The sequence below is a fragment of the Paenibacillus rigui genome (assembly GCF_002234615.1).
Taxonomy (GTDB): Bacteria; Bacillota; Bacilli; order Paenibacillales; family NBRC-103111; genus Paenibacillus_S; species Paenibacillus_S rigui.
The window spans coordinates 110552-131683 of record NZ_NMQW01000037.1; the positions used below are offsets into that span (position 1 = coordinate 110552).

21 protein-coding genes and 1 pseudogene are annotated in these 21132 nt (G+C 44.7%); 19 read left to right on the forward strand and 3 right to left on the reverse strand.

From position 1 onward, the window contains the following. Window positions 1-252: 252 nt before the first annotated feature. Window positions 253-1776 (forward strand): malate:quinone oxidoreductase, encoded by a 1524-nt coding sequence (locus tag CF651_RS23610; RefSeq protein WP_094017342.1) that lies wholly within the window; start codon window positions 253-255, stop codon window positions 1774-1776. A 62-nt stretch (window positions 1777-1838) separates the two neighbouring features. Here the strand turns inward: CF651_RS23610 and CF651_RS23615 are convergent, their stop codons facing one another. After that, window positions 1839-2633 carry a helix-turn-helix transcriptional regulator gene (locus CF651_RS23615; RefSeq protein ID WP_094017343.1) on the reverse strand — a complete coding sequence of 265 codons (795 nt, stop codon included), beginning with the start codon at window positions 2631-2633 and terminating at the stop codon, window positions 1839-1841. Window positions 2634-2785: 152 nt separating this feature from the next. Here CF651_RS23615 and CF651_RS23620 point away from each other — a divergent pair, with 152 nt between their 5' ends. The 3 genes from CF651_RS23620 (at window position 2786) to mnmH (ending at window position 7609) form a co-directional block, all read left to right on the forward strand. After that, entirely contained in the window at window positions 2786-5227 is a 2442-nt protein-coding gene (locus CF651_RS23620; protein WP_218827870.1) for a carbohydrate-binding protein, read from the forward strand. Window positions 5228-5488: 261 nt separating this feature from the next. Beyond that, window positions 5489-6538, forward strand: a complete 1050-nt coding sequence (gene selD / locus CF651_RS23630) for a selenide, water dikinase SelD (RefSeq protein ID WP_094017344.1) — start codon at window positions 5489-5491, stop codon at window positions 6536-6538. A 33-nt stretch (window positions 6539-6571) separates the two neighbouring features. Continuing rightward, window positions 6572-7609 (forward strand): tRNA 2-selenouridine(34) synthase MnmH, encoded by a 1038-nt coding sequence (gene mnmH / locus CF651_RS23635; RefSeq protein WP_094017345.1) that lies wholly within the window; start codon window positions 6572-6574, stop codon window positions 7607-7609. Between the two features lie 109 nt (window positions 7610-7718). Here mnmH and CF651_RS23640 read toward each other — a convergent pair whose 3' ends face one another. Next, the gene (locus tag CF651_RS23640) at window positions 7719-8654 is read right to left on the reverse strand and encodes an AraC family transcriptional regulator (RefSeq protein ID WP_094017346.1); all 936 of its coding nucleotides are present in this window, start codon (window positions 8652-8654) and stop codon (window positions 7719-7721) included. Window positions 8655-8833: 179 nt separating this feature from the next. Here CF651_RS23640 and CF651_RS23645 point away from each other — a divergent pair, with 179 nt between their 5' ends. The 6 genes from CF651_RS23645 (at window position 8834) to CF651_RS23670 (ending at window position 13885) form a co-directional block, all read left to right on the forward strand. Beyond that, complete coding sequence (locus tag CF651_RS23645; RefSeq protein ID WP_094017347.1) at window positions 8834-9571, forward strand: SDR family oxidoreductase; 738 nt, start codon at window positions 8834-8836, stop codon at window positions 9569-9571. 51 nt (window positions 9572-9622) lie between these two features. Next, complete coding sequence (locus CF651_RS23650) at window positions 9623-10069, forward strand: MarR family winged helix-turn-helix transcriptional regulator (RefSeq protein WP_245856112.1); 447 nt, start codon at window positions 9623-9625, stop codon at window positions 10067-10069. A 54-nt stretch (window positions 10070-10123) separates the two neighbouring features. Further along, window positions 10124-10969 carry an alpha/beta fold hydrolase gene (locus CF651_RS23655; protein ID WP_094017348.1) on the forward strand — a complete coding sequence of 282 codons (846 nt, stop codon included), beginning with the start codon at window positions 10124-10126 and terminating at the stop codon, window positions 10967-10969. A 104-nt stretch (window positions 10970-11073) separates the two neighbouring features. After that, the gene (locus CF651_RS23660; protein WP_245856113.1) at window positions 11074-11958 is read left to right on the forward strand and encodes a polysaccharide deacetylase family protein; all 885 of its coding nucleotides are present in this window, start codon (window positions 11074-11076) and stop codon (window positions 11956-11958) included. A 117-nt stretch (window positions 11959-12075) separates the two neighbouring features. Then, complete coding sequence (locus CF651_RS23665) at window positions 12076-12636, forward strand: RNA polymerase sigma factor (RefSeq protein WP_094017350.1); 561 nt, start codon at window positions 12076-12078, stop codon at window positions 12634-12636. Continuing rightward, on the forward strand, window positions 12623-13885 hold the full coding sequence (locus CF651_RS23670) for a hypothetical protein (RefSeq protein WP_094017351.1): 1263 nt from the start codon (window positions 12623-12625) through the stop codon (window positions 13883-13885). Before CF651_RS23665 ends, CF651_RS23670 begins: the two co-directional genes overlap by 14 nt. 255 nt (window positions 13886-14140) lie before the next feature. Here CF651_RS23670 and CF651_RS23675 read toward each other — a convergent pair whose 3' ends face one another. Further along, a complete protein-coding gene (locus CF651_RS23675) occupies window positions 14141-14863 on the reverse strand; it encodes a glycosyltransferase (RefSeq protein ID WP_245856115.1) in 723 nt (240 codons plus the stop codon). Window positions 14864-15057: 194 nt separating this feature from the next. Between CF651_RS23675 and CF651_RS23680 the strand changes: the two genes are divergently transcribed. The 9 genes and pseudogenes from CF651_RS23680 to CF651_RS23715 all read left to right on the forward strand — a co-directional run bounded on the left by CF651_RS23680 (window position 15058) and on the right by CF651_RS23715 (window position 21129). Further along, window positions 15058-15738: a nucleotidyltransferase family protein gene (locus CF651_RS23680; protein WP_281254502.1), complete on the forward strand. Its 681-nt coding sequence runs from the start codon at window positions 15058-15060 to the stop codon at window positions 15736-15738. After that, window positions 15728-16699, forward strand: coding sequence for a GHMP family kinase ATP-binding protein (locus CF651_RS23685; RefSeq protein WP_094017353.1), 972 nt, complete (start codon window positions 15728-15730; stop codon window positions 16697-16699). Before CF651_RS23680 ends, CF651_RS23685 begins: the two co-directional genes overlap by 11 nt. Before the next feature lie 11 nt (window positions 16700-16710). Beyond that, window positions 16711-17253, forward strand: coding sequence for a D-glycero-alpha-D-manno-heptose-1,7-bisphosphate 7-phosphatase (locus CF651_RS23690; protein WP_094017354.1), 543 nt, complete (start codon window positions 16711-16713; stop codon window positions 17251-17253). Between the two features lie 47 nt (window positions 17254-17300). Continuing rightward, on the forward strand, window positions 17301-17897 hold the full coding sequence (locus CF651_RS23695) for a D-sedoheptulose-7-phosphate isomerase (RefSeq protein WP_179232958.1): 597 nt from the start codon (window positions 17301-17303) through the stop codon (window positions 17895-17897). A gap of 176 nt (window positions 17898-18073) precedes the next feature. Next, on the forward strand, window positions 18074-18511 hold the full coding sequence (locus CF651_RS23700; protein WP_245856116.1) for a MarR family winged helix-turn-helix transcriptional regulator: 438 nt from the start codon (window positions 18074-18076) through the stop codon (window positions 18509-18511). A 2-nt stretch (window positions 18512-18513) separates the two neighbouring features. Next, entirely contained in the window at window positions 18514-18831 is a 318-nt protein-coding gene (locus CF651_RS23705) for a luciferase domain-containing protein (RefSeq protein ID WP_094017356.1), read from the forward strand. Further along, entirely contained in the window at window positions 18832-19203 is a 372-nt protein-coding gene (locus CF651_RS23710) for a VOC family protein (RefSeq protein ID WP_245856117.1), read from the forward strand. 170 nt (window positions 19204-19373) lie between these two features. Continuing rightward, a pseudogene (locus tag CF651_RS33300) lies at window positions 19374-19448 on the forward strand (shikimate kinase); the annotation flags it as partial. A 223-nt stretch (window positions 19449-19671) separates the two neighbouring features. Further along, window positions 19672-21129: a copper amine oxidase N-terminal domain-containing protein gene (locus CF651_RS23715; RefSeq protein WP_245856124.1), complete on the forward strand. Its 1458-nt coding sequence runs from the start codon at window positions 19672-19674 to the stop codon at window positions 21127-21129. Window positions 21130-21132: the final 3 nt, after the last annotated feature.

Consider the following 21132-nt stretch of genomic DNA (forward strand, 5'->3'; position numbering starts at 1 on the left):
GTACAGTACAACTAAGGAACTTCAAGGATGACGTTCACTGACTTCTCACTTTTTACCACCGTTTTAATCGCATATACTCCCATATAATAGTAAATAAATATTTTAATCTATATTAAATAATGATACACTATACTAAGGTTAAAATTGAACCAGAAAAGATGTGTGACTAGGTCCGCCCTGGCTTGCTGTAATATACCTAAGCCGGAGCGCTTACATCCTTTCTGTAAATCTTAGGATATAAGGACGGTTAAAATGAGCAACAGACAAACTAGAACAGACGTTATCTTAATTGGTGCCGGAATCATGAGTGCGACTTTGGGGTCACTGCTGAAAGAATTAGTACCAGACTGGGAAATTACAGTGTTTGAGAGACTTGCAACCGCAGGAGAAGAAAGTTCTAATGAATGGAATAATGCGGGAACAGGGCATTCCTCGCTGTGCGAGCTTAACTACACCGTCGAAAAACAGGACGGATCTATAGATATTAGCAAAGCGATAAAGATTAACGAAGAGTATCAAGTTTCAAAACAGTTTTGGTCTTATTTAGTCAACAGCAATCTGATACGTAATCCGCGGGACTTTATCGTGCCATTGCCTCACATGAGTTTAGTTCAAGGGGAACAAAATGTATCGTTTTTGAAAAGACGCTTTGATGCAATGTCCAACAATCCGTTGTTTCAAGGGATGGAATTTTCCGATGACCCGCAAAAATTGATGGAATGGATTCCACTTATTATGAAAGACCGCGAATTGAATGAACCTATCGCCGCAACAAGAATCGAATCTGGAACGGATGTTAACTTTGGCGCTTTAACGCGTACATTGTTTACCCACTTAAAGAGCAAAAACGTAGATATTAAATATAAACATAATGTAGATGACATTAAACGTACTAGCGATGGCTTATGGGAATTGAAAGTACGGAATGTCGATAGTGGTACGGTGGAACACCACACTGCAAAATTCGTCTTTATCGGCGGTGGGGGAGGAAGCTTGCATTTGCTGCAAAAATCCGGTATTCCTGAAGGAAGAGGAATTGGAGGGTTTCCGGTAAGCGGCATATTTATGGTGTGTCAAAAACCGGAAATTGTATCGCAGCACCATGCAAAAGTATACGGTAAAGCACCGGTTGGCGCACCTCCAATGTCTGTGCCACATCTTGATACTAGATTTATCGACAAGAAAAAATCATTGTTCTTTGGACCGTTTGCTGGCTTCTCGCCAAAGTTTTTAAAAACCGGATCCATGTTTGATTTAATTACTTCAGTAAAAACGGATAATCTTGTAACCATGCTAGCGGCAGGCGTAAAAAACGTGCCATTGACCAAATACTTGATCAAGGAAGTTATGTTATCGAAAGAACAGCGTATGGAAGCATTACGTGAATTTGTTCCGAACGCTAAAAGCGAGGACTGGGACTTAGTGGTAGCGGGCCAAAGGGTGCAGGTTATTAAAGATACTGCTGCCGGTAAAGGAACGCTCCAATTTGGTACGGAAGTGATTAGTGCCGCGGATGGTTCGATAGCTGCATTACTCGGCGCTTCTCCGGGTGCTTCTACCGCCGTTTCCGTCATGCTTGAGGTCATCAGTAAATGTTTCCCGCAACATGTCAAAGCTTGGGAACCGAAAATAAAAGAAATGATTCCTTCTTATGGAGTGTCATTATTGAAGAAGCCAGAGCTTATTCGGGAAATTGATGCTTTAACAGCGCGGACGCTAGGACTAAATGAAAGCTCACAGTCAGAGCAGGTACGTCAAACGGTATCGGTATCCTAAAATTTTATATCGCCATAGATATGGCACACGTCAGGGTTCGCAGAATTGCGGATCCTTTTTTATTATTTGAAGTATTTGCGCATATTATTTCTGAATTCTCTCGGGGACATCCCATATTTGGCATGAAAAACACGATTGAAAGTACGTTGGCTGTCAAAGCCGGCATGGCTGCTTATTGTGGATAATGAGGCATCGGTTGTACGAATCAGCTTGGCAGCGTGTTCGGCACGGAGCATTCCGAGATAGTTCCTGAGATTTATTTTTATTTTGTCCGAAAATATATGAGATATGTAGTATTTGCTCATACAAAATTCAGCAGCAAGAGAATCGAGTGTAATGGGCTCTGTAAAATTGTTGGCTAAATACTCCATCATTTTTTTACTCATATCCTGAACAGGAATTCGCTGCCGCTGCTTCAGCTCCAATTGGCGCAGTAGATGAGACATAATAACATAGGTCCAGCCAAGCTTTACGGCAAATTCATCCTTCTTCTTGATATGCCTTAATGCATATACAGCCTCTTCATGGATGTTTGCTTTAGATATAGTAGGAGACAAGGGCTGGAAGTTTTCAAAATCCGGAAAAATCCCTCCAAACAAGCGCGGGTTACATAGAATTACGATAGACTCTGCAGGATCTTCTTCTTTTTTAATATAACAATGTACAATATCCGGGAAGATGATTGCCGCTTCGCCTTCATGGATTTCATACGTAATTTCATCAATCTCGACATATTGGACTCCTGAAAAAACATAAAGTATTTCGATATTTCTGTGCATATGCGCAGGAAACATCAGTTGTTTCGATAGACGAAATAACCTCAATTCTTTCGTTTGTATCTCGTAGAAAGGTAACATGAATATCCCACCCAGTGCAATTTTTGGCTACTACTCAATGTGTTTTGTCCAAAATCATCCCATGCCCTATGTTATAATTCTATTAATTATTACCAGTTGGTAATAATTGAAAGCGCTTTTATACTGATTCATACTTGAGGAGGGATTAGATTTTGATCAAAAAAGTGTTAAGCAGTTTAGCAATAGGAAGTCTGCTGGTGACTTCAACTTTCATTGATGCAGGCGGCAAAGCAGAGGCAGCGGTGGTTAATGCGATACCTAACACAACCAAGGTAGAGAAAAGCTATGATAACAGCTTTTTGTCGGTTCCTGGGTATGCATCTATAGGAGTGAAAGATCGAAGCAGTTATGTTGGAACCTCTTATTATCGTACAGTCGGCAATGGAAGAGAGTTTTTACAGGCCATCAAGGATGCGAGTAATGGAACAGTAAAAGTTATTGAAGTTACAAATGATATAAATTTAGGTTGGACGGAGCTAGCTCTAAATTCAACAGAAGCTTCAACTTATAGCTTTATTACCAAGTATCCGGATCCATCGAATGGATTTACGAATCCTCTGTTAATCGCTTCCGGAGTCTCTAAATTAAGCATGTCCAATATTGATGGCTTGACCATTTTTTCGACTTCAGGCAAGACCATTAAACATGCTGAATTAAAATTGCAGGCTTCGGCAAATGATATCGTTATAAGAAATCTCAATTTTGATGAAATGTGGCAATGGGATGACTCGGGACAGCATAAAGAGGTAGGCTGGACCTTTATTAAGGTAAACGGAGCAAACAACGTATGGATTGACCACTGTAAGTTTTCAATGGGCGCAGATGGAATGATTGATCTGGAAAATGGCGCCTCCAATGTTACACTTTCTTGGAATGAATTCGGATTAGCCGCTAATCTAAATCCTGCTGCGACGAGCTCTATTTACAATTCAATCGATTTTATGGAGCAAAAATATGCAGCAGGCACATTGGACCCGTCAACCAGCATTTATTACAAAATGAGAAATGAAGGCGCTACCAAAAATCAAATTATGGCCTATGCAGCATACCACGCTAAAACTCATTTGGTGGGCTCCGGTGATAAGGATTATACGAACTATGTTGGTTCGAATGGAATCGAGGTTAAAGATGGAAATCAACGTATAAAATTAACTATGGCGTATAATCATTATACAAATACAGGATCGCGTTTGCCAATGATTCGTCAAGGCGTAGGGCATTTATTTAACAATTATTTTGATGGTTCTACTCACCAGAATGCGACTAGCAGTGTTACCTCGATCAACAAATATGGCGGAGATAAATTGCAACGGGGGATGGATGCTAGAAATGGAGCATCTATCGCGGCAGATACTAACGTATATAATGCTGTTAATGAGCCGATCATCGGTACAGAGCGACAAGGTGATGATATATCGAATATGAATGCACCGTTCAATGTTTTGTTTCAAAATGCGATGAACCACAGCTTGATTGTAAATTCAACGGTAACAAATAAAAACGGAACCTATACAGGCAGCAGCTGGGATAATAACGGCAATAATTTGTTTACCCAGGGTTATACTTGGTATGATAAATCAACGATTGGGAATTGGGCGTGGTCCTCGCATATCGTTGGGGTAGAAAATATGAGTAAATCGAACCCGCCAACTTCGCCCCCCTTTACATTCACATATGGGTACAACGAGCAATTGCCTTATGCATATCAAACCTTTCCTTTATCCAGTGTCGTATCTACAGTAAACCAATACGCAGGCGTGTCCAAAATTACTTTGAGTGCCGCAGATTGGTTAAAAACAACTTATGGATATTTCAATGCCTATGCGACGATCGAAGCCGAAAGCTATTCCAGCATGTCGGGTATACAAAAAGAAGCAAGCTCTGAGGGCGGCCAAAACGTCGGATTTATTGAAAATGGTGACTATCTTGCATTTAACAATGTGAACTTTGGAGCAACGGGACCTACAAAATTGGATGCTAGAATTGCGTCAGGAGCGGGAGGAAGCATCGAGATTAGACTGGATAGCCTCACTGGGACTCTGATAGGAACTTGTGCGGTAACGGCAACCGGCGGCTTTCAGAATTGGGCTACGCAATCTTGTGCAGTCAACGGAAGCAGTGTCACAGGATCGCATAATGTATATCTGAAGTTTACGGGCGGAAGCGGGTATTTATTCAATGTGAACTGGCTCAAATTTACGAATGGGATCGATCCCTATGCGACAATTGAAGCAGAGAACTACACCAGCATGTCAGGTGTGCAAAGCGAGGCAAGCTCTGAGGGCGGCCAGAACGTAGGCTATATTCAAAATGGAGACTATCTTGTATTTAATCATGTGAACTTTGGGACTGCAGATCCATCCAAATTTGATGCAAGGGTTGCAACGACAGCGGGAGGAAATATTGAAATTCGACTCGACAGCCTTAATGGATCCCTAATTGGCACTTGCGCGGTAACGAGTACCGGCGGGTGGCAGACTTATACAACGCAATCATGTGCAATCAGCGATGTCTCGGGAATGCACGATGTATATTTGAAGTTTACAGGAGGAAGCGGGTATTTATTCAATTTCAATTGGTTTAAGTTCTCATAATTATTAAATTAACCGTTTTAGTATAAAAAAGCGGCAGTCTTGGGCTCACGTCCATGACTGCCGCTTTTTCCTGCTCTGATCTTTTTTACTCATTGATTTTTCTTCTTGGTGCACAAAGCGTTCGGACTGTACCATGTCATCCTCCGAGTATTAGATTTTATCATCCTAATCGATTATCATTAGAGCATATAACCTTTCGACTGGCGTCGAGGCTCTAAGCAGTTTAGAAACTACACTACTCAAAAGAGAGGACATAACCATATGTCGGATACGCAAAAAATAAAACTGACGTCTTATTCTACCAAGGGAGGCTGTGGCTGCAAAATCGGGCCGGGTGAGCTATCCCAGGTAATTCGCTCTCTGCCGTCGGCTATGCCGGACCCGAACCTGCTCGTCGGTATCGATACAAGCGATGACGCAGGAGTATACAAGCTAAGCGATGACCTCGCGATCGTCCAAACGGTCGATTTTTTCACACCCATTGTTGATGATCCCTATGCTTTCGGACAAGTTGCCGCTGCTAACGCGATCAGCGATATATATGCCATGGGCGGCAGACCGCTAACGGCCCTTAATATCGTGGCATTCCCCATACGCACTCTTGATAAGCAGGTGCTCGCGGATATTTTGCGCGGAGCGGGAGACAAGATGAGAGAAGCGGGCATTACGCTGGTGGGCGGCCATTCCATAGATGACAATGAGCCAAAGTTTGGGCTTGCCGTTACCGGCCTTATTCATCCGGATAAGGTACGTACAAATGCAGGAGCTGTCCCGGGAGACAAATTGATTTTGACAAAGCCTATCGGGGTAGGAATTTTGACGACGTCCATCAAGAAGGACAAGCTGTCAGAAGAAGAGGTGCAGCGGGTAACCCATGTTATGGCGACCCTTAACAAGGTAGCTGCCGAGACCATGGAGCCTTACGATGTGCATGCTTGTACGGATGTGACAGGCTTTGGTCTTATGGGGCATTCGCTTGAAATGGCCAAAGGAAGCGGTGTGGGAATCCGCATTATTGCCTCAGATGTACCTGTACTGCCAAGAGTAAGGCAGCTTGCGGAGGAAGGCTTTGTTCCCGGAGGTACCAAAAATAACTTCGCCCATGTCCAGGATTCAATAACATTCCCGGAGTCATTGGATCAGATCGGGCAATGGATTTTGTGTGATGCCGTAACCTCGGGAGGTCTTCTTATCTCGGTTGATGGGGGTCAAGCTGAAGAACTGCTAAACAAGCTTCAACAATCGGGAGTCGAAGCAAGCATAATCGGCGAAACGACAGCTGACCACCCCGGGCACATTGTTGTTCTTTAAGTCCTAACTTTAAGAGTATAAGGAGCGGTTCTTTTGTTTCAGGATATCACCATAGATGAATTATTGGCGCTTAGGGAAAAAAAAGAAATCGTGATGATTGATGTGCGATCTCCATCGGAGTATGCGGATTCGACAATTCCGGGCAGCCTGAATATTCCGCTTTTTGACGATGCGGAGCGCGCAGAGGTCGGTACCATTTACAAGCAGGTCAGTGTTCAAGCAGCTAAGGATAGAGGTCTGGAGATTTTCTCAGCCAAGCTTCCGGCTTTTATCAAGACGTTCGAGCAAATTAAAGAGCCCAAAGCGGTGTTCTGCTGGCGCGGCGGTATGCGTAGTAAAACAACAGCAACGGTACTTAGTTTAATGGGCATACCGGCTTACCGTTTAACAGGAGGCTTTCGAACCTACCGCAGGTGGGTTGTTGAGACACTCGGTCAGCTTGAGTTCAAACCGCAGGTTATCGTTATCCTGGGCCATACAGGCACTGGCAAAACCTCGATTCTTAGACAGCTTCAAAATGAGGGATATCCGGTTCTGGATCTTGAAGGAATGGCTGGACATCGGGGCTCCATATTTGGTCAAGTAGGACTGAAGGCGAACAATCAGAAAACGTTTGAATCTCTTCTTATTACGGATCTGCTAAAACTGCAGCAGTCGCACTACGTGCTATTGGAGGGAGAAAGCAAGCGAATCGGCAAAGTCGTGCTGCCAGAAATGGTTGTGGATAAAAAGGAAGCGGCCACCCAACTTTTTATTCGATTGCCTATTCACGAGCGTATTCGTCATATTGTCGAAGAGTATCGGCCGTCGGAGCACAAGCAAGAGTTAATCAACGCATTCAACAAGATCAAAAACCGTATCCACACCCCCGTAGCTAAAGAAATCATGATAAGCCTGGAGGAGGATCAATTTGAACAGGCAGTCAAGCTTCTATTGGAGCATTACTATGATCCGCGCTACGAGCATGCTATGAAGCAGTATGAGCACGAGAGAATTATTATAGATGCGAGTACAGTCACTGAAGCGGTGCAAGCCGTTAAAGATTACTTATCCCAAACAAGCAGCTGCTAATCGGATATTCAGATTATTTAAAGAAACCTTAGAGCATGTTCTAAGGTTTTTTTATTTACCGGGAAAAGCGCATCCATCTTCAGTGGTTTGGGGCCAGATGGGGCATAACTCAACCATGTACATTGGAGCTCGCATTCGAACCGCGAAGACTTTCAACGTCCACCATCGGTGGCCGTCCGTACATCCGGGCATATTCCCTGCTGAATTGAGACGGGCTCTCATAGCCTACACGGAAGGCCGCATCGGAGGCTTGCACGGTTTCCGTCAGCATTAAGCGCCGGGCTTCTTGCAGCCGAACCGTTTTCTGATATTGCAACGGGCTCATCGCCGTGACGCGCTTAAAATGCTTATGAAACGCCGACGCGCTCATGTTCACGGACTTTGCAAGCTGCTCGATCCCGATCGGACGGTTGTATTCGCGGTTAATCAACTGGATCGCTTGTGCAATGTTGTGTGCATGGCTGCCGATGATCGCGAATTGATGGATGACTGCGCCTTGTTCGCCTTGAAGCACTCGATATAGTATTTCGCGGATGATGAGCGGCGCCAGAACCGGAACGTCCTCAGGCGTATGAAGCAGCTCCAGAAGGCGCACGATGGCCTCGAGTAATGGGAAGGACGTACGATTCACGGTTATGCCTCGACAGGCTTCCGCGGGAACGGAATCGGAACGATTCGTCTCCTTCACAATGTCCAGAATGACATCTGCGTCGAAACTCAGCTTCAGGCTTAAATACGGAATCTCGGGCGAAGCTTCGATGATTCTGCCGAGGATCGGCAATTCTACAGACGTGACCAGGTACGTCGAGGGATCGTACCGGTAGGTTTCATCGGCAAGGGTGGCTGTTTTTGCCCCTTGCGCCACGACGCAAATGGAAGGCTTATATACCGATTCCATCGGCTCAGAGCAATGTGTTGCATGCATAAGCGCTAAAGAAGGCACAGGTGTCCGATGTGTTCCGCTCGACGGAGCATGGCGACGTATCAAGCGTGCCAATTGCTGCAAGGCTTGCTCTATACGGAGTGATTCATTCTCAGTGTCCATGATTACCGGCTCCTTTCCGAGAAATCTCGTTTGCTTTTATAATAGCGTGAACGAAGAGAATTAGGCAAGGATCGAACAGGTACGTTCTAACGGGTTGCTAGAGACATTGATTATAATGAATTCGTAAGGTTGAACCGGATGACCGGTCGGCTAACATGCAGATAAAGGAGAGATTAGAAATGAGCTTGAATGGAAAAGTAGCTATTGTCACCGGGGCATCACGAGGGATCGGACGGCAAGTAGCCATCCAACTGGCACAATCCGGAGCGAAGGTGGTCGTTAATTATTCATCAAATCCGGTGAATGCGGATGAGGTTGTTAAAACGATCGAACAAACCGGCGGCGAAGCGGCAGCAATCCGTGCCGACGTAAGTAAGGTGAACGAAGTCGAAGCGCTATTCCTGGAAACGCTCGAGCGATTCGGGCGCGTGGACATTCTTGTCAATAATGCCGGCATTATGGAATGTACGGCTATCGCAGATGTGACGGAGGAGTTATTTGATCGACAATTCGCTATCAATGTGAAAGGGACCTATTTTGCTTGTCAACAAGCGATGAAACATATGGCAAAAGAGGGAACGATCATCAACTTCTCAACCTCTATATCGGGAGCGATGCTTCCGACATACAGCGTCTATGCCGCAACGAAAGGTGCTGTCGAGCAGTTGACCCGCCAATTGGCAAAGGAGTTCGGTCCCAAGGACATCATCATCAATTGCATCTCGCCCGGGCAGGTATCGACCGAGTTATTTTTGAATGGAAAATCACAAGAGCTGGTTGATTCGTACCGCCGCATGAATGCATTTGGACGGCTTGGCGAACCCGAGGACATCGCGAACGTGATCGAGCTGCTTGTCAGCGACAAAGCCCGTTGGATAACAGGACAGACGATTCGCGTAAACGGCGGATTCAACTGAATATATTCAACTGATCCCATTTCTGAATAAATTAAGAAGCTTGACATTGGTTTGACGTCAAACTATAATTCGATTATGGAAACTAGAGATATTATTTCATTAATCTCCAAAATTAGAGAGAAAGTTAATCGATTCATTGTAGCAGAGATGGGGAAGCATGGAATCGACGGTATCGGTACTTCGCATGGTGATATCATCTATGCGCTGTTCAAGAAGCCCAGACTCACTATGGCGGACATTTCCAAAAGCATTCGTAAGGATAAATCTACAGTCACCGCACTTGTCGACAAGCTAGTCCGGCTCGGGTACGTGACGAAGGAAAGGGACAGAGAGGACACGAGGATTGTTTATGTTGCTTTAACCGATAAGGGGAGCGAACTGAAGCCGATCTTTGAATCCATTTCTAAAGAAATGCTAGACCTGTTTTATCTCAATATCTCAGAAAAAGAAAAGGAAGAGCTGCTTCACGTTTTAAAAAAAATTTACAGCAACTTCTAATTTTTTTTCAGTAAATAGTTTGATATCAAATCAAATGGGAGGGAGGAAATCATCATGAGAGATTTTACGAAAGAATTACCCGCACATACGGAGAAGTACATGGGGGAAAACGATTTATTTGTGGAGATTTTCGAAGGGGAGAGCACCTCGGTGGCGGTTGAGCAAAGACCCCCTTTGCTATTTATTCACGGGGCCTTCTCGGGCAGCTGGATGTGGAGCAAATACATACCTCACTTTATTCGCGAAGGGTGGAAGTGCTATGTCATGAACTTGAGAAGCCACTACAAAAGCCGGCTGCTGGATATGACGAGAATTACTTTCGAGGATTATTTGGAGGATATTAAGGAGGTTATCGCTGAGTGCGGTGTTCCGCCGATTCTTATCGGATTTAGCATGGGAGGTATCTTGAGCCAGAAGCTGGCTGAAACCACTGAAGTGGCCGGACTGGTGTTGATTGATTCAGTCATAAGCAAGGAAGTCTTTGATCTCGTTCCCTACAAGGAATTGGAACAGCTCACACGTGAACTCCTCGTTCCTGCCCCAGCGCGTGAAGAGCTTTCAAGCATTGATGAAACGCCAGCTGAGATTGCATTTCAAAAAAAGTATCTGACAATGGAATCATCCAAGGCATTTAACGCTTTTGTTTTTTCCTTCGAATCCAAAGGGATCTCAATAGACAGCAGTTCAATTTCTTGCCCATGCCTGGTGATCAAGGCAGTAAATAGTGATGAGGACGACCGCCGGGGCCGGGTGACAGCGGAGCAACTCCGCGGCGAATATAAAGGCCTGTGGCATACAACCCATACGGGTGTGCTCGTGGGGCAAAGATATCGGGAGGCGGTAGATACAATTATGGATTGGTTAAACAAACATTCAAATGGGCACCCCATAGAAAGTTAAAATCATAAAAATTTATGACAAGATATTAAACTTTTTCCCTCTCTGTTTCGTCAAATACTTACAGTAAATGATGTGAAATGTGCAGATGGAGGAAGGTTATTGCTATGTTAGCGCGTTTTTTGGCGGAACGCAAACAGCATTGGATGCTTGGCATCGGCTTATGCGGTATGCTGAGCTTGACGTTTACTTATTATTCATTGACGGGAACGGGAAATTCTACATTAATCAGTTTCAAAGAGCCTCATAAGGAACCTGTATCGGCCGGCTCGTCCCATATTAATGCATCGACTTCCATGTCTGCTGAGCCGCCTTCATTGGAAGTTAATCATTCCGGATCCGCCTCAGTAGCCCAGACAGAGCTGGGTCCCAAGCTGGAACCACTGCGGAGCACGCCTCCAATGGCTTCAAAGCAAGTGGCACTGACCTTTGACGATGGTCCGGATAACAAGTACACACCTCAAATTTTAGATATTTTAAAGCAGAACGACGTCAAGGCGACCTTTTTTGTTGTCGGCAACCAAGCCAGCAAGCATCCTGACGTTCTGAAGAGGATTCACGACGAAGGCCATGCCATCGGGAACCATTCCTGGGATCATGCAAATTTAAGTAAGCTGTCTGCTTCACAAATTGAAAAAGAGCTGAAGGAAACCGATCAGTTGGTTTTGAGGACGATCGGTGTGACCCCTGACCTGGTAAGGGCGCCGTACGGAGCCATTTCTGCATCAGTGAAGGAAGAGGTCTCCCGTTCTGGACGCCCTTTAATCGGGTGGAACGTGGATCCTCAGGATTGGGCAGGCACTTCTGCAGAGGATATGATGCAAAATATCCAATCCCATGTCAAAGCAGACAGTATCATTTTGCTGCATAGCTTTGGCGGTCGGCACGGGAAGCTGGATAATACAGTTAAAGCACTTCCCGCTATCATTGCATACCTGAGGGGAGAAGGCTTCCAATTGGTTACCGTCCCGGATATGAAACATATTCGATAAACTGCAAGACTGCTGACACTATGAGTCTGTTGTAAAAGTACATATTTGGAAGATATGTTGATAACCTATTTAAACACCGCAATGAGGGTCGATCGTCAAATAATAGAGGTGGCAGTGTTGGAATCCGAAGTTAATTTTGAATATTTGAGATATTTGTCAGGGAGCTCCGATAAGAAAACCATCGTAGAACAATTAATGGTCGCTTACGGTCAGGATGTATGGAATTATGCGTATAGCATGACCCGTAAATGGGATCAGGCGGATGACATTACACAGGATGTTTTTATTAAGGTATATAAAAACTTATATACTTTTCGCAATGAATCTTCGATTAAAACCTGGATTTTAACGATAACCCGTCATATGACGCTAGACTATAGACGTTCGGCATTTTACCGAAAGGTGACCCTGGTAGAATTCCTTGCCCCATCAGTAGAGACGAAATCTACGGAGCAGGATGTCATGGATAAGATGGCGCAAAATGCTCTGTGGAAGATGGTGCTCAGCCTGCCTGTAAAATACCGGGAAGTACTCATTCTCTACGCACATTACCAACTGTCGATGAAAGAGATGGCACAAGTATTAGGACTCACCGAGGGAACTGTGAAATCGCGATTATTTCATGCCCGTAAAAAAATAACGAAGCTGAGAGAGGGTCAGGATCATGGAACCAATTGACGATGAGTTAAAAAAAGGGCTGGAGAGCGGACCGTTAACACAGAACGGCTTTACTATTGCGTTGAGACAACGAATTGAAGATCGATTGGATGAGCCTAAGCATGCTCCAAGAAAATGGATTCCTTGGTTCGGAGGCATCGGCGTTGCTCTTCTTACAACCGCCTTATTCCTGTCGTCCGATTGGTCCCCTATATTCAAGCAAGAATCCATGGTTGTGTTAGGAGATAAAACGGAAGCGAAGGTATCGTTATCTCGGAGCCATGAACAACAAATCCATATCCGTTCCGCCGTCCTGCTCGGATTGAGAACCGATCACATCCAAGCAGGTCAAACGGAATACAGCACTTACCGGACGCTTCTGCTGGCTAAGGATCAAGGTAATCTGCAAAAGGTTGCCGAAGGCGACGGTATTTTGATGCCGTATAAGTCCGATTTCATGAAAATTGAGCCGCAAAGCCAGAGGAACGAGGGCGAGCAATCCATCGTCCTAAGTGCCTCTCAGGCTCTCGAAGCTAATAAGAATCGGGTGTCACAGCCAATGACTTCCGGACCGTTTAAGCTATCGGAGAAGCTGCTTTTTGCGGGCAACCGTTATTTGTCCGTCTTACAGACCATACGTCAGAGTGATCAGGGGCAGGAGGCTCAATACGAATATGTGTGGGTCAAACAAGTGCAGGATATAGCGAAGAGTAACCCAAGAACGATACAAGACCCTGCACGGGATCCGCATGTTTCCTTGAAAACCATTTATGGTGATGCGGTACAACCCAGTTTAAGATTGTTAAACGTATACAAGCCTCAAGCTTCTAGCAAAATCACAGGGACCGCGTCCATTGATGATATAGGCGAGAGTTGGACAATAGGGCGCAAACAGGGGCAGTGGGTTCCACAGCTTGCTGCCTACAGCAATCAAGCGGCAAACCATGTGTTTGGGTACCAGCTTCGGGATGTCCCAATTACTTTGCCTGAGTCCGTCGTCTCTTATGATCGTCTAACGACCAATTGGAACGATATCCTGCGGATTCGGCCTGATGCGTTGGATGCCTTCTCATCGCCTAACAATGAAATGTTCGGTATTGTGTCTGACAAGGATATATCCATCTTTTCGTCCGAAGGGCATGGGGACTCTAACCCGCTGTTGAAGGTCGAGCTGCAGCAGAACGAATCTGTGGTCATGATTCAATGGGCTATCGATGAGCCTTTCATAGAGCTATGGAAAGAAAAAACGAAAAAAATGTTAGGGTATTAACAACATGACAATACTATTTCCTTTTATGGCGTTAGGCTACGACTTGGAAATATGCTCCTGCTCAAGGAAATGGGTATGTTGATGAAGAATCGATTGGCAATTTGAATAAAATGAACTCCCCTCCGGCTTAGGTCTCTGCTCGGAGGGGAGTTTTTAGCATGATCTCCATATGCGCGGCTGAAGCATCAATCCATTGTGTTGTGCGAAATTTCCACTCCCATCGGTGCAGGTACAAAAGTCGAAGGAGGTCTTCAGCTACACCTTACGTGTTGTCATTTTACGATAATGAGCCGTTTTTTTAATGAACTTGCTTCCTTTCATTAAATATTTCATTGACGTTTTCCACGAATGGCTGCGATTATTTCTCCTTAAATATACGTAGTTGTATGGCGTTGTTGAGTAAATTTTGTACCCCCGTTTCCTACACTTCTCTAAAAAGTTGATATCTTCCCCTAATGAGGCTTGAGGTGAAAATCTGACCTTCAGTTTTTTCTTGAATAATAGGGTCCCGCCTGTAACAAATTTGACAAATTGTTTCCGCTGTTTAGGAAATCGAATAATAAGCTTCTTTGTAGGCTTTAGATAAACATAATATGCTCTTTTACCAACGACATCGGTTTTTTTTCGGTAAAGCGCCTTTACTTGTTCACTTAAATAATAAGGTGAATAGTAGTCATCATCGTCGAACTTAGCAATAACCGGATATCTGGATTTGCTTATTCCATAATTCAGACAGCGCCCCAGACGGTATTTTTCGGACATTTGATAAACGGAAACCTGATGATATCTTTGTGCTTTTTTTCGATAATGCTCCAGATTTATGTTGTTTTTATGCAAGATAATAATGAGCTCTTTCAGTCGGTAGCGTTGTCTGCTGTAATTTTTCAATATGTTATTAAAATGATGCGGCCGCTTGGTACTGACTATGATAGAAACCCCTGCCCTTGACCAATCCCTTATTCCTGCCTTATTGTTCAACGGTTTCAGTCCTTTCTCTGAAAATAATACTCCAATATATGAAAATAAATTCAGGAAAGTACCTGTTTCTCTATGAATCTAGAAGAAATGTATGATTTCATCAGAACATATCGGTACGTATGAGAATATCGATATTAATAGGTTTAAGAGTGAACCGTTGTTGAGAGGAGGAGGATGCTTTGAAGGCCTATGTTTTGGCAGCTGGTTTAGGTACAAGATTACGTCCCTTAACAAATCAGATGCCCAAATGCCTTGTCCCGATAAAAGGGAAGCCTCTATTGGAAATTTGGCTGGAACTATTGGAAAAGCATGGGGTTACCGAGGTTCTGATTAACCTACATTATAAAGCTGAAATGGTTCATGTGTTTCTGCAGCAATATAATGGCCCCATCCGGGTTCACTGCGTATACGAAGAACAATTATTAGGAAGTGCAGGCACGATAAGAGAAAACCAAGCGTTTGTACAGGCAGGCGAACCCTTTTTCATTATTAACGCGGATAACCTGACAAACATAAATTTGACTCGCATGATGGAGGCTTATTTGGCAAATCCGTCCATTTTGTTCATGGCCTTATTTCAATCGGCGGATCCTCAAAGCTGCGGAATCGCCGTTTTGGGAGAGAGGCAGATGATCACTGGTTTTGTTGAAAAGCCTGTTCAGCCTAAAAGCAACCTGGCTAATGCCGGCATTTATATAGCCGACGAACGATTGTTCTCCTATTTGACGAAGGATACCCCGGCAGATCTGGGCACAGATGTGTTCCCGCAATTAATAGGCATCATGAAGGGCTACATGCTGAGCGAATATTTGCTGGATATCGGCACGATGGAAGCCTATCTCAAAGCCCAGGAGGAATGGCCTTATGATTATTAGTAAAACTCCGCTCAGGATCAGTTTCACTGGCGGCGGTACCGACCTGGAGTCATTCTTCAATGTGCATGGCGGGGCTGTCGTTAGTACAACCATCGACAAATCCATTTATGTCGTGGTCAAAAGGCGGTTTGACAAGAAAATCAGAGCAGTGAATTCCCAAACCGAGCTCGTAGACAACGTACAGCAAATAACACATGAGCTTATTCGGGAAGCCTTACTCATGACCGGTGTAGATCACGGAGTAGATATCATGATTCTGTCTGATATTCCATCCGAAGGGACAGGCTTGGGCTCCTCCAGTACGCTAACCGTAGGTCTGCTTAATGCACTTTACGCCTTTCAGGGTCACCAGGCAGGGGCGAAGCAGCTGGCAGAGGAAGCTTGTGAAATTGAAATCAACCGATTGAAAAAACCGATCGGAAAGCAAGACCAGTATATTGCCGCATTCGGCGGGCTGCGCTTCACCTGCTTTCATCGCGACGGCACGGTTGCGACAGACAGAATAAATCTCCTGGAGGACACTTATCGAAGCATTGAATCAAACTTAATGCTATTTTATACAGGTATGACAAGATCGGCCTCCAACATTTTGAAGTCGCAAAATGACAATACAGCCGCTAACCTGCATCATTTGAACTTTCTGAAAAACCAAAGCATGGAATTGATGTCTCACCTTCGCAAAGGGGAAGCAGATGTATTAGGAGAAATCATGCACCAGGGATGGGGAATCAAGCGTCAGCTCGCACAAGGCATAACGAGTCCAGAAATAGATGCTTTATATCACAAAGCTCTTGAGGCAGGCGCCGTTGGCGGGAAGGTTGCCGGTGCAGGCGGCGGAGGCTTCCTCATGCTTTATGTTCCTCCAGGAGCACAAGAGGATGTAAGAAACGCTCTGCCTTTGCAGCAAATGCCTGTCCGATTGAGTCATTATGGCAGCAGGATTATTTTTCATATGGAATAGAGTGGATCGGGATGAGAAAGCTAATCTTTCTGGATCGGGATGGTGTACTCAATAAAAATATTCAGGAGGGCTATGTCCTTCATGTGTCCCAATTTGAATGGCTATCCTTGGCCCTTGAAGGATTAAGGAGATTAAATCAACCGGATAATGTGATCTGCATTGTTACCAACCAGGCGGCAATTCATAAGGGCCTTCTGAAGGAATCGGAGCTCCAACAGATTCATTCCTTTATTTTGGAAGCCGTCGAACGGGAAAAGGGGAGAATTGACGAGATTTATTACTGCCCGCACACGCAAGAGGAGCAATGTTCCTGCAGAAAGCCAAGGTCGGGATTATTGCTGCGGGGCTTGAAGCAATTCATGAATTGTGAACAGTTGTGGATGATCGGAGACAGCTTGGACGACATGCGGGCGGGGAAAGATGTGGGCTGTACAACTATTCTTGTGGAATCACCGAGGACGATTAAGGAGCTTAGTAAAGATCCTACGCTTATTAAGCATGCGGATTACTGTGTAAAAAGCTTATATGAAGCATCTGAAATTATAGAAAAATGAATGTACAAGAGGAGGGGTTCCTATTGACGAGCTTTACAGCGCACTATATGAATGAAATGAAGAAAGTATTGACCCAAATCGATTACAGTCTTGCAGGTGAAATTGTCATGAAAATAGCTCAAACATGGCAGTCCGGAAGCAAAATCTTTATCTTCGGCAACGGAGGGAGTGCCTCTACAGCTTCTCATTTTGCCTGTGACCTTTCTAAAATGACGATTGTCGAAGGCCTTCCACGCCTTAAAGTGATTGCCTTAACCGACAATATACCTATAATGACCGCTTGGGCTAACGATGTCAGCTACTCTGATATTTTTGCCCAGCAGCTGATCCCATTGGTTGAAAAGGGAGATCTGGTCATTGGAATTACAGGCAGCGGCAACTCCGGCAACATATTAAAAGCATTTGAAGCAGCGAACGCAGCAGGAGCAATCACAATCGCACTAACCGGTTATAAAGGGGGAAAGGTCAAGGCACTTTCTCAAAAATGTCTTGTCGTTCCATCCGATAGCATGCAGGTGATTGAGGATGTCCACTCATTCCTGACTCACGCGTTCAGCCTGGAGCTAAGAGCCATGCTGTTAAATTATTTGCCTGATCAGCAACTAAAGCTTGTAGGGGAAATGGAGTTAACCAAGATATATTAATTGTTCGACAGTTGATTTTCGTTCTGTGGATACGAATAAATTACGGCTCTGTTCACAAGCTTAGTGAATGAGCCGTTTTTTGTTTTTTCATGGAAGCTTTAACCAAATATTAGTTGCAATAGCATCCTATTTGGTGTATTATCAAATTAGTTGCAATGACATCCTAATTAGAGGGGGTGAATACACTGAGCGAATCACACGGCCAATACATCTCTGCCATCTACCGCCATATGCAGGTAATCATCTCATCCGAGTTAGCCCCGTATCGAATCGGGAGCGGACAGTATATTTTTTTGATGGCGATTGCGTTTCAGCAGCCAATCACCCAGAAGGCCTTAAGCGAGAAGCTGCTCATTGACAAGACGACGACCGCCAAGGCAATTACCAAGCTGGAAGCAGAAGGTTATGTACGGAGGGAAACCGATCCCGTCGACAACCGTTATCAGCTGCTATATTTAACAGAATCAGGACATGAGGTGGTGCCAAAGGTGCAGGATGCCCTCAGCCGCGTCAAGAACAAAACCCGGAAGGGAATGACCGATGAGGAGTATGACGTGCTACTGGGCCTGCTGAAAATTGTGCTTCACAATCTGACCGATCAGGAGGAGATGTAGGGATGAGCGATAACGGAGCAGATTTGACGGAAGAGCTAGTTACTTGGGCTGGTGTTACTGTGCAACCCCATCGGTTCGGAGGGATCGAATTTCAGTTAAACGGAAATGAAATCGGGCATCTTCATGATCAACATTTGTTTGATTTGCTTATGTCAAAGCGCGAGAGCATTCGTTGGATTGAAGAAGGGAAGGCAAGACCGCATCATATGTATCCTGACTCGGGCTGGGTGTCCATTTATTTGAATACTAAGCAGGATGTTGCTCATGCCATCGAAATCGCACGCTCCAAATATGATCAGATGAAACTTAGGAGGATGTAAATGATGAAAGTGAATCCCTTTATCGTTGTGGAGAACTGCAAAGATGAAATTAAATACTATCAACGTATTTTTGGAGGCGAAATTACGATTTTGCGCAAACAAGGGGACGAGGTGCTTAATGCGGACCTGCATGCAGACGAGGCGACCCTTAAGTTTGCTGATATACTGGCGGCAAAGCCCTCAATGAAAGGCGATTATGTCAGAGTGTTCTTGAATATCGAAGGAGAAGAAACATTCCGTAAGGTCTACGGAGAACTTGCGGCCGATGGGACCATTCAAACGGAAGTATATGAAGCCCCGTTCAACGGACTGCTTGCTGTCGTGACCGACCGAAACGGCGTGTGCTGGGTGCTTTCCTATTATCGATCTTAAATCTAGATAATCTAGCCAAAATATTCAATTAATGAGCAGGCGCTCCAGCAGCCTGCTCTATTTACAATATGCTCGGAGCTCGATGCTAAACATGCTATTGTCCATCGTTAATTTATGGTGTAATCTGGAAATGTATTTCAATTACCACATAATAGAAGGGATAACTAAAGATGAAATTCATCCTTTTATTCGGTCCGCAGGCCGTAGGAAAGATGACAGTAGGCCATGAACTCGAGAAAATCACTGTGGCCGTTGTCCAATCGATTTCGCAAGGACGACCAATCGAACACCGGCAGAGACAGCCCTATTGATTAAAGAACGTTTTCAGCTTTAGGTCATGTCACCAGCGGGATATAGCGGGACATCAATGTCCAAATTGGCACTGCCATTGGAGCATTCGTTGGAAACAGAATCATAAAAGGAGATTTTACCTTACCCATGAAGATGAGTACATCCGCTTTGAAGAAAATGATTGCGTTAACTATCATTTCTGCCGGTTTTTCAGCTCCACAAGCCCTTACACAAGCTGCTGCATATGACCAGACAGAGATTCATTTGCAGTCTTCTTCTACTGCCGAAGTGATTTCGGTACAATTAAACGGCAATAAGTTGGCGCTCGAGCAGCAGCCTGTTGTCATGAACGGCAGTACGTTCGTTCCACTCCGGAGTATATTTGAGATGCTGGGTGCTAAAGTTGAATGGAATGGCAGTACCTCGACTGTGACTGCAAGCAAAGATCAGAATGTGATTCGTCTCACAATCGGATCCAGAACGGCTACCCGCAACGGGCAGCAGATCTCTCTTGACGCGCCGCCTTTAAATCTAAATGGAACCACCATGGTGCCCGTTCGTTTTATCGCAGAATCCTTTGGCGCAAAAGTTGATTGGGCAGCCGATACGAGAACCGTCCAGATATCGACACCGTCTAATGGTTCCCATCAGCCGGTGTCGCCTAAATCTTCAACCGATATGGATACGATCGTAACTGGTACATTCGCGTACCCCTGGTCCAATCCATTAAACTCCGGAACGGCCGAAGTGACCAAATTAGACGACAACCGATATCATTTGGACGTTTCAGTTATACACGGCTTTAGCCACAATATGGGCGAGCTTCACTCCGACTTCACGTTCGACGGCAATGCCATTGTGTTTACTGAATCGGAATATGACAAGGTTACTATGACATTTACTGAAAATTCCGTGACCATCGATTACCCAGGCAACAGCTTTGGAGGGTTTAATGCTGAACCTAAAGGGACATTTTACCTGCAAAATTCAGGCACGAATCATGCCCCATTTCTAACAAAGCTTTTTAACAGCTTACAAATCCCTGATTCATACCAGCAAGGCTTAACCGATGTTTTCACTTATCATGTAAGCCAGACGAAGGAAGCGCTGCTCGTTCAGTCTCACAGCACCCTCAACCGCTCTAAGGTAATCAGTGAATTTCTGGCAATCTACGATACTTCTACGCAAAGCATTGAGCCCTTCGGGGAGATAACGGGCACCAGCAAACAAAATCTTAGTAAAAAGCTGGAAGCTCTCTCTGTAAGTGAGGAACTAATTTATGTGCTTCTGAATAAAGGGTACGCTGACCGCTTCACCGAACTGCAGATGCAAAGATTCGATAACGGCGATCAAACGTTAGGCGATCCTGATCTTTTTCAATTGACGGATGCCGAGGCTTTTTATATCGTTACCGGTGCAGAGGAGACAACCTCCATCTCCGAAAATTATCGGAATCAGGATAACATCGGCTCCATATTTCGGACGGAGGTTGATCACTCTGATGCTAATCGTGTTATAATCCATTGTTATGAGCTCGTGCGCAATGGTCAGAACGACGAACATACCGCCACGATCGATTGGTTTGAAGTAAACCGCTCAAACGGCAGAGTGAAAAGCATATTATTTGTTGAATAAGGA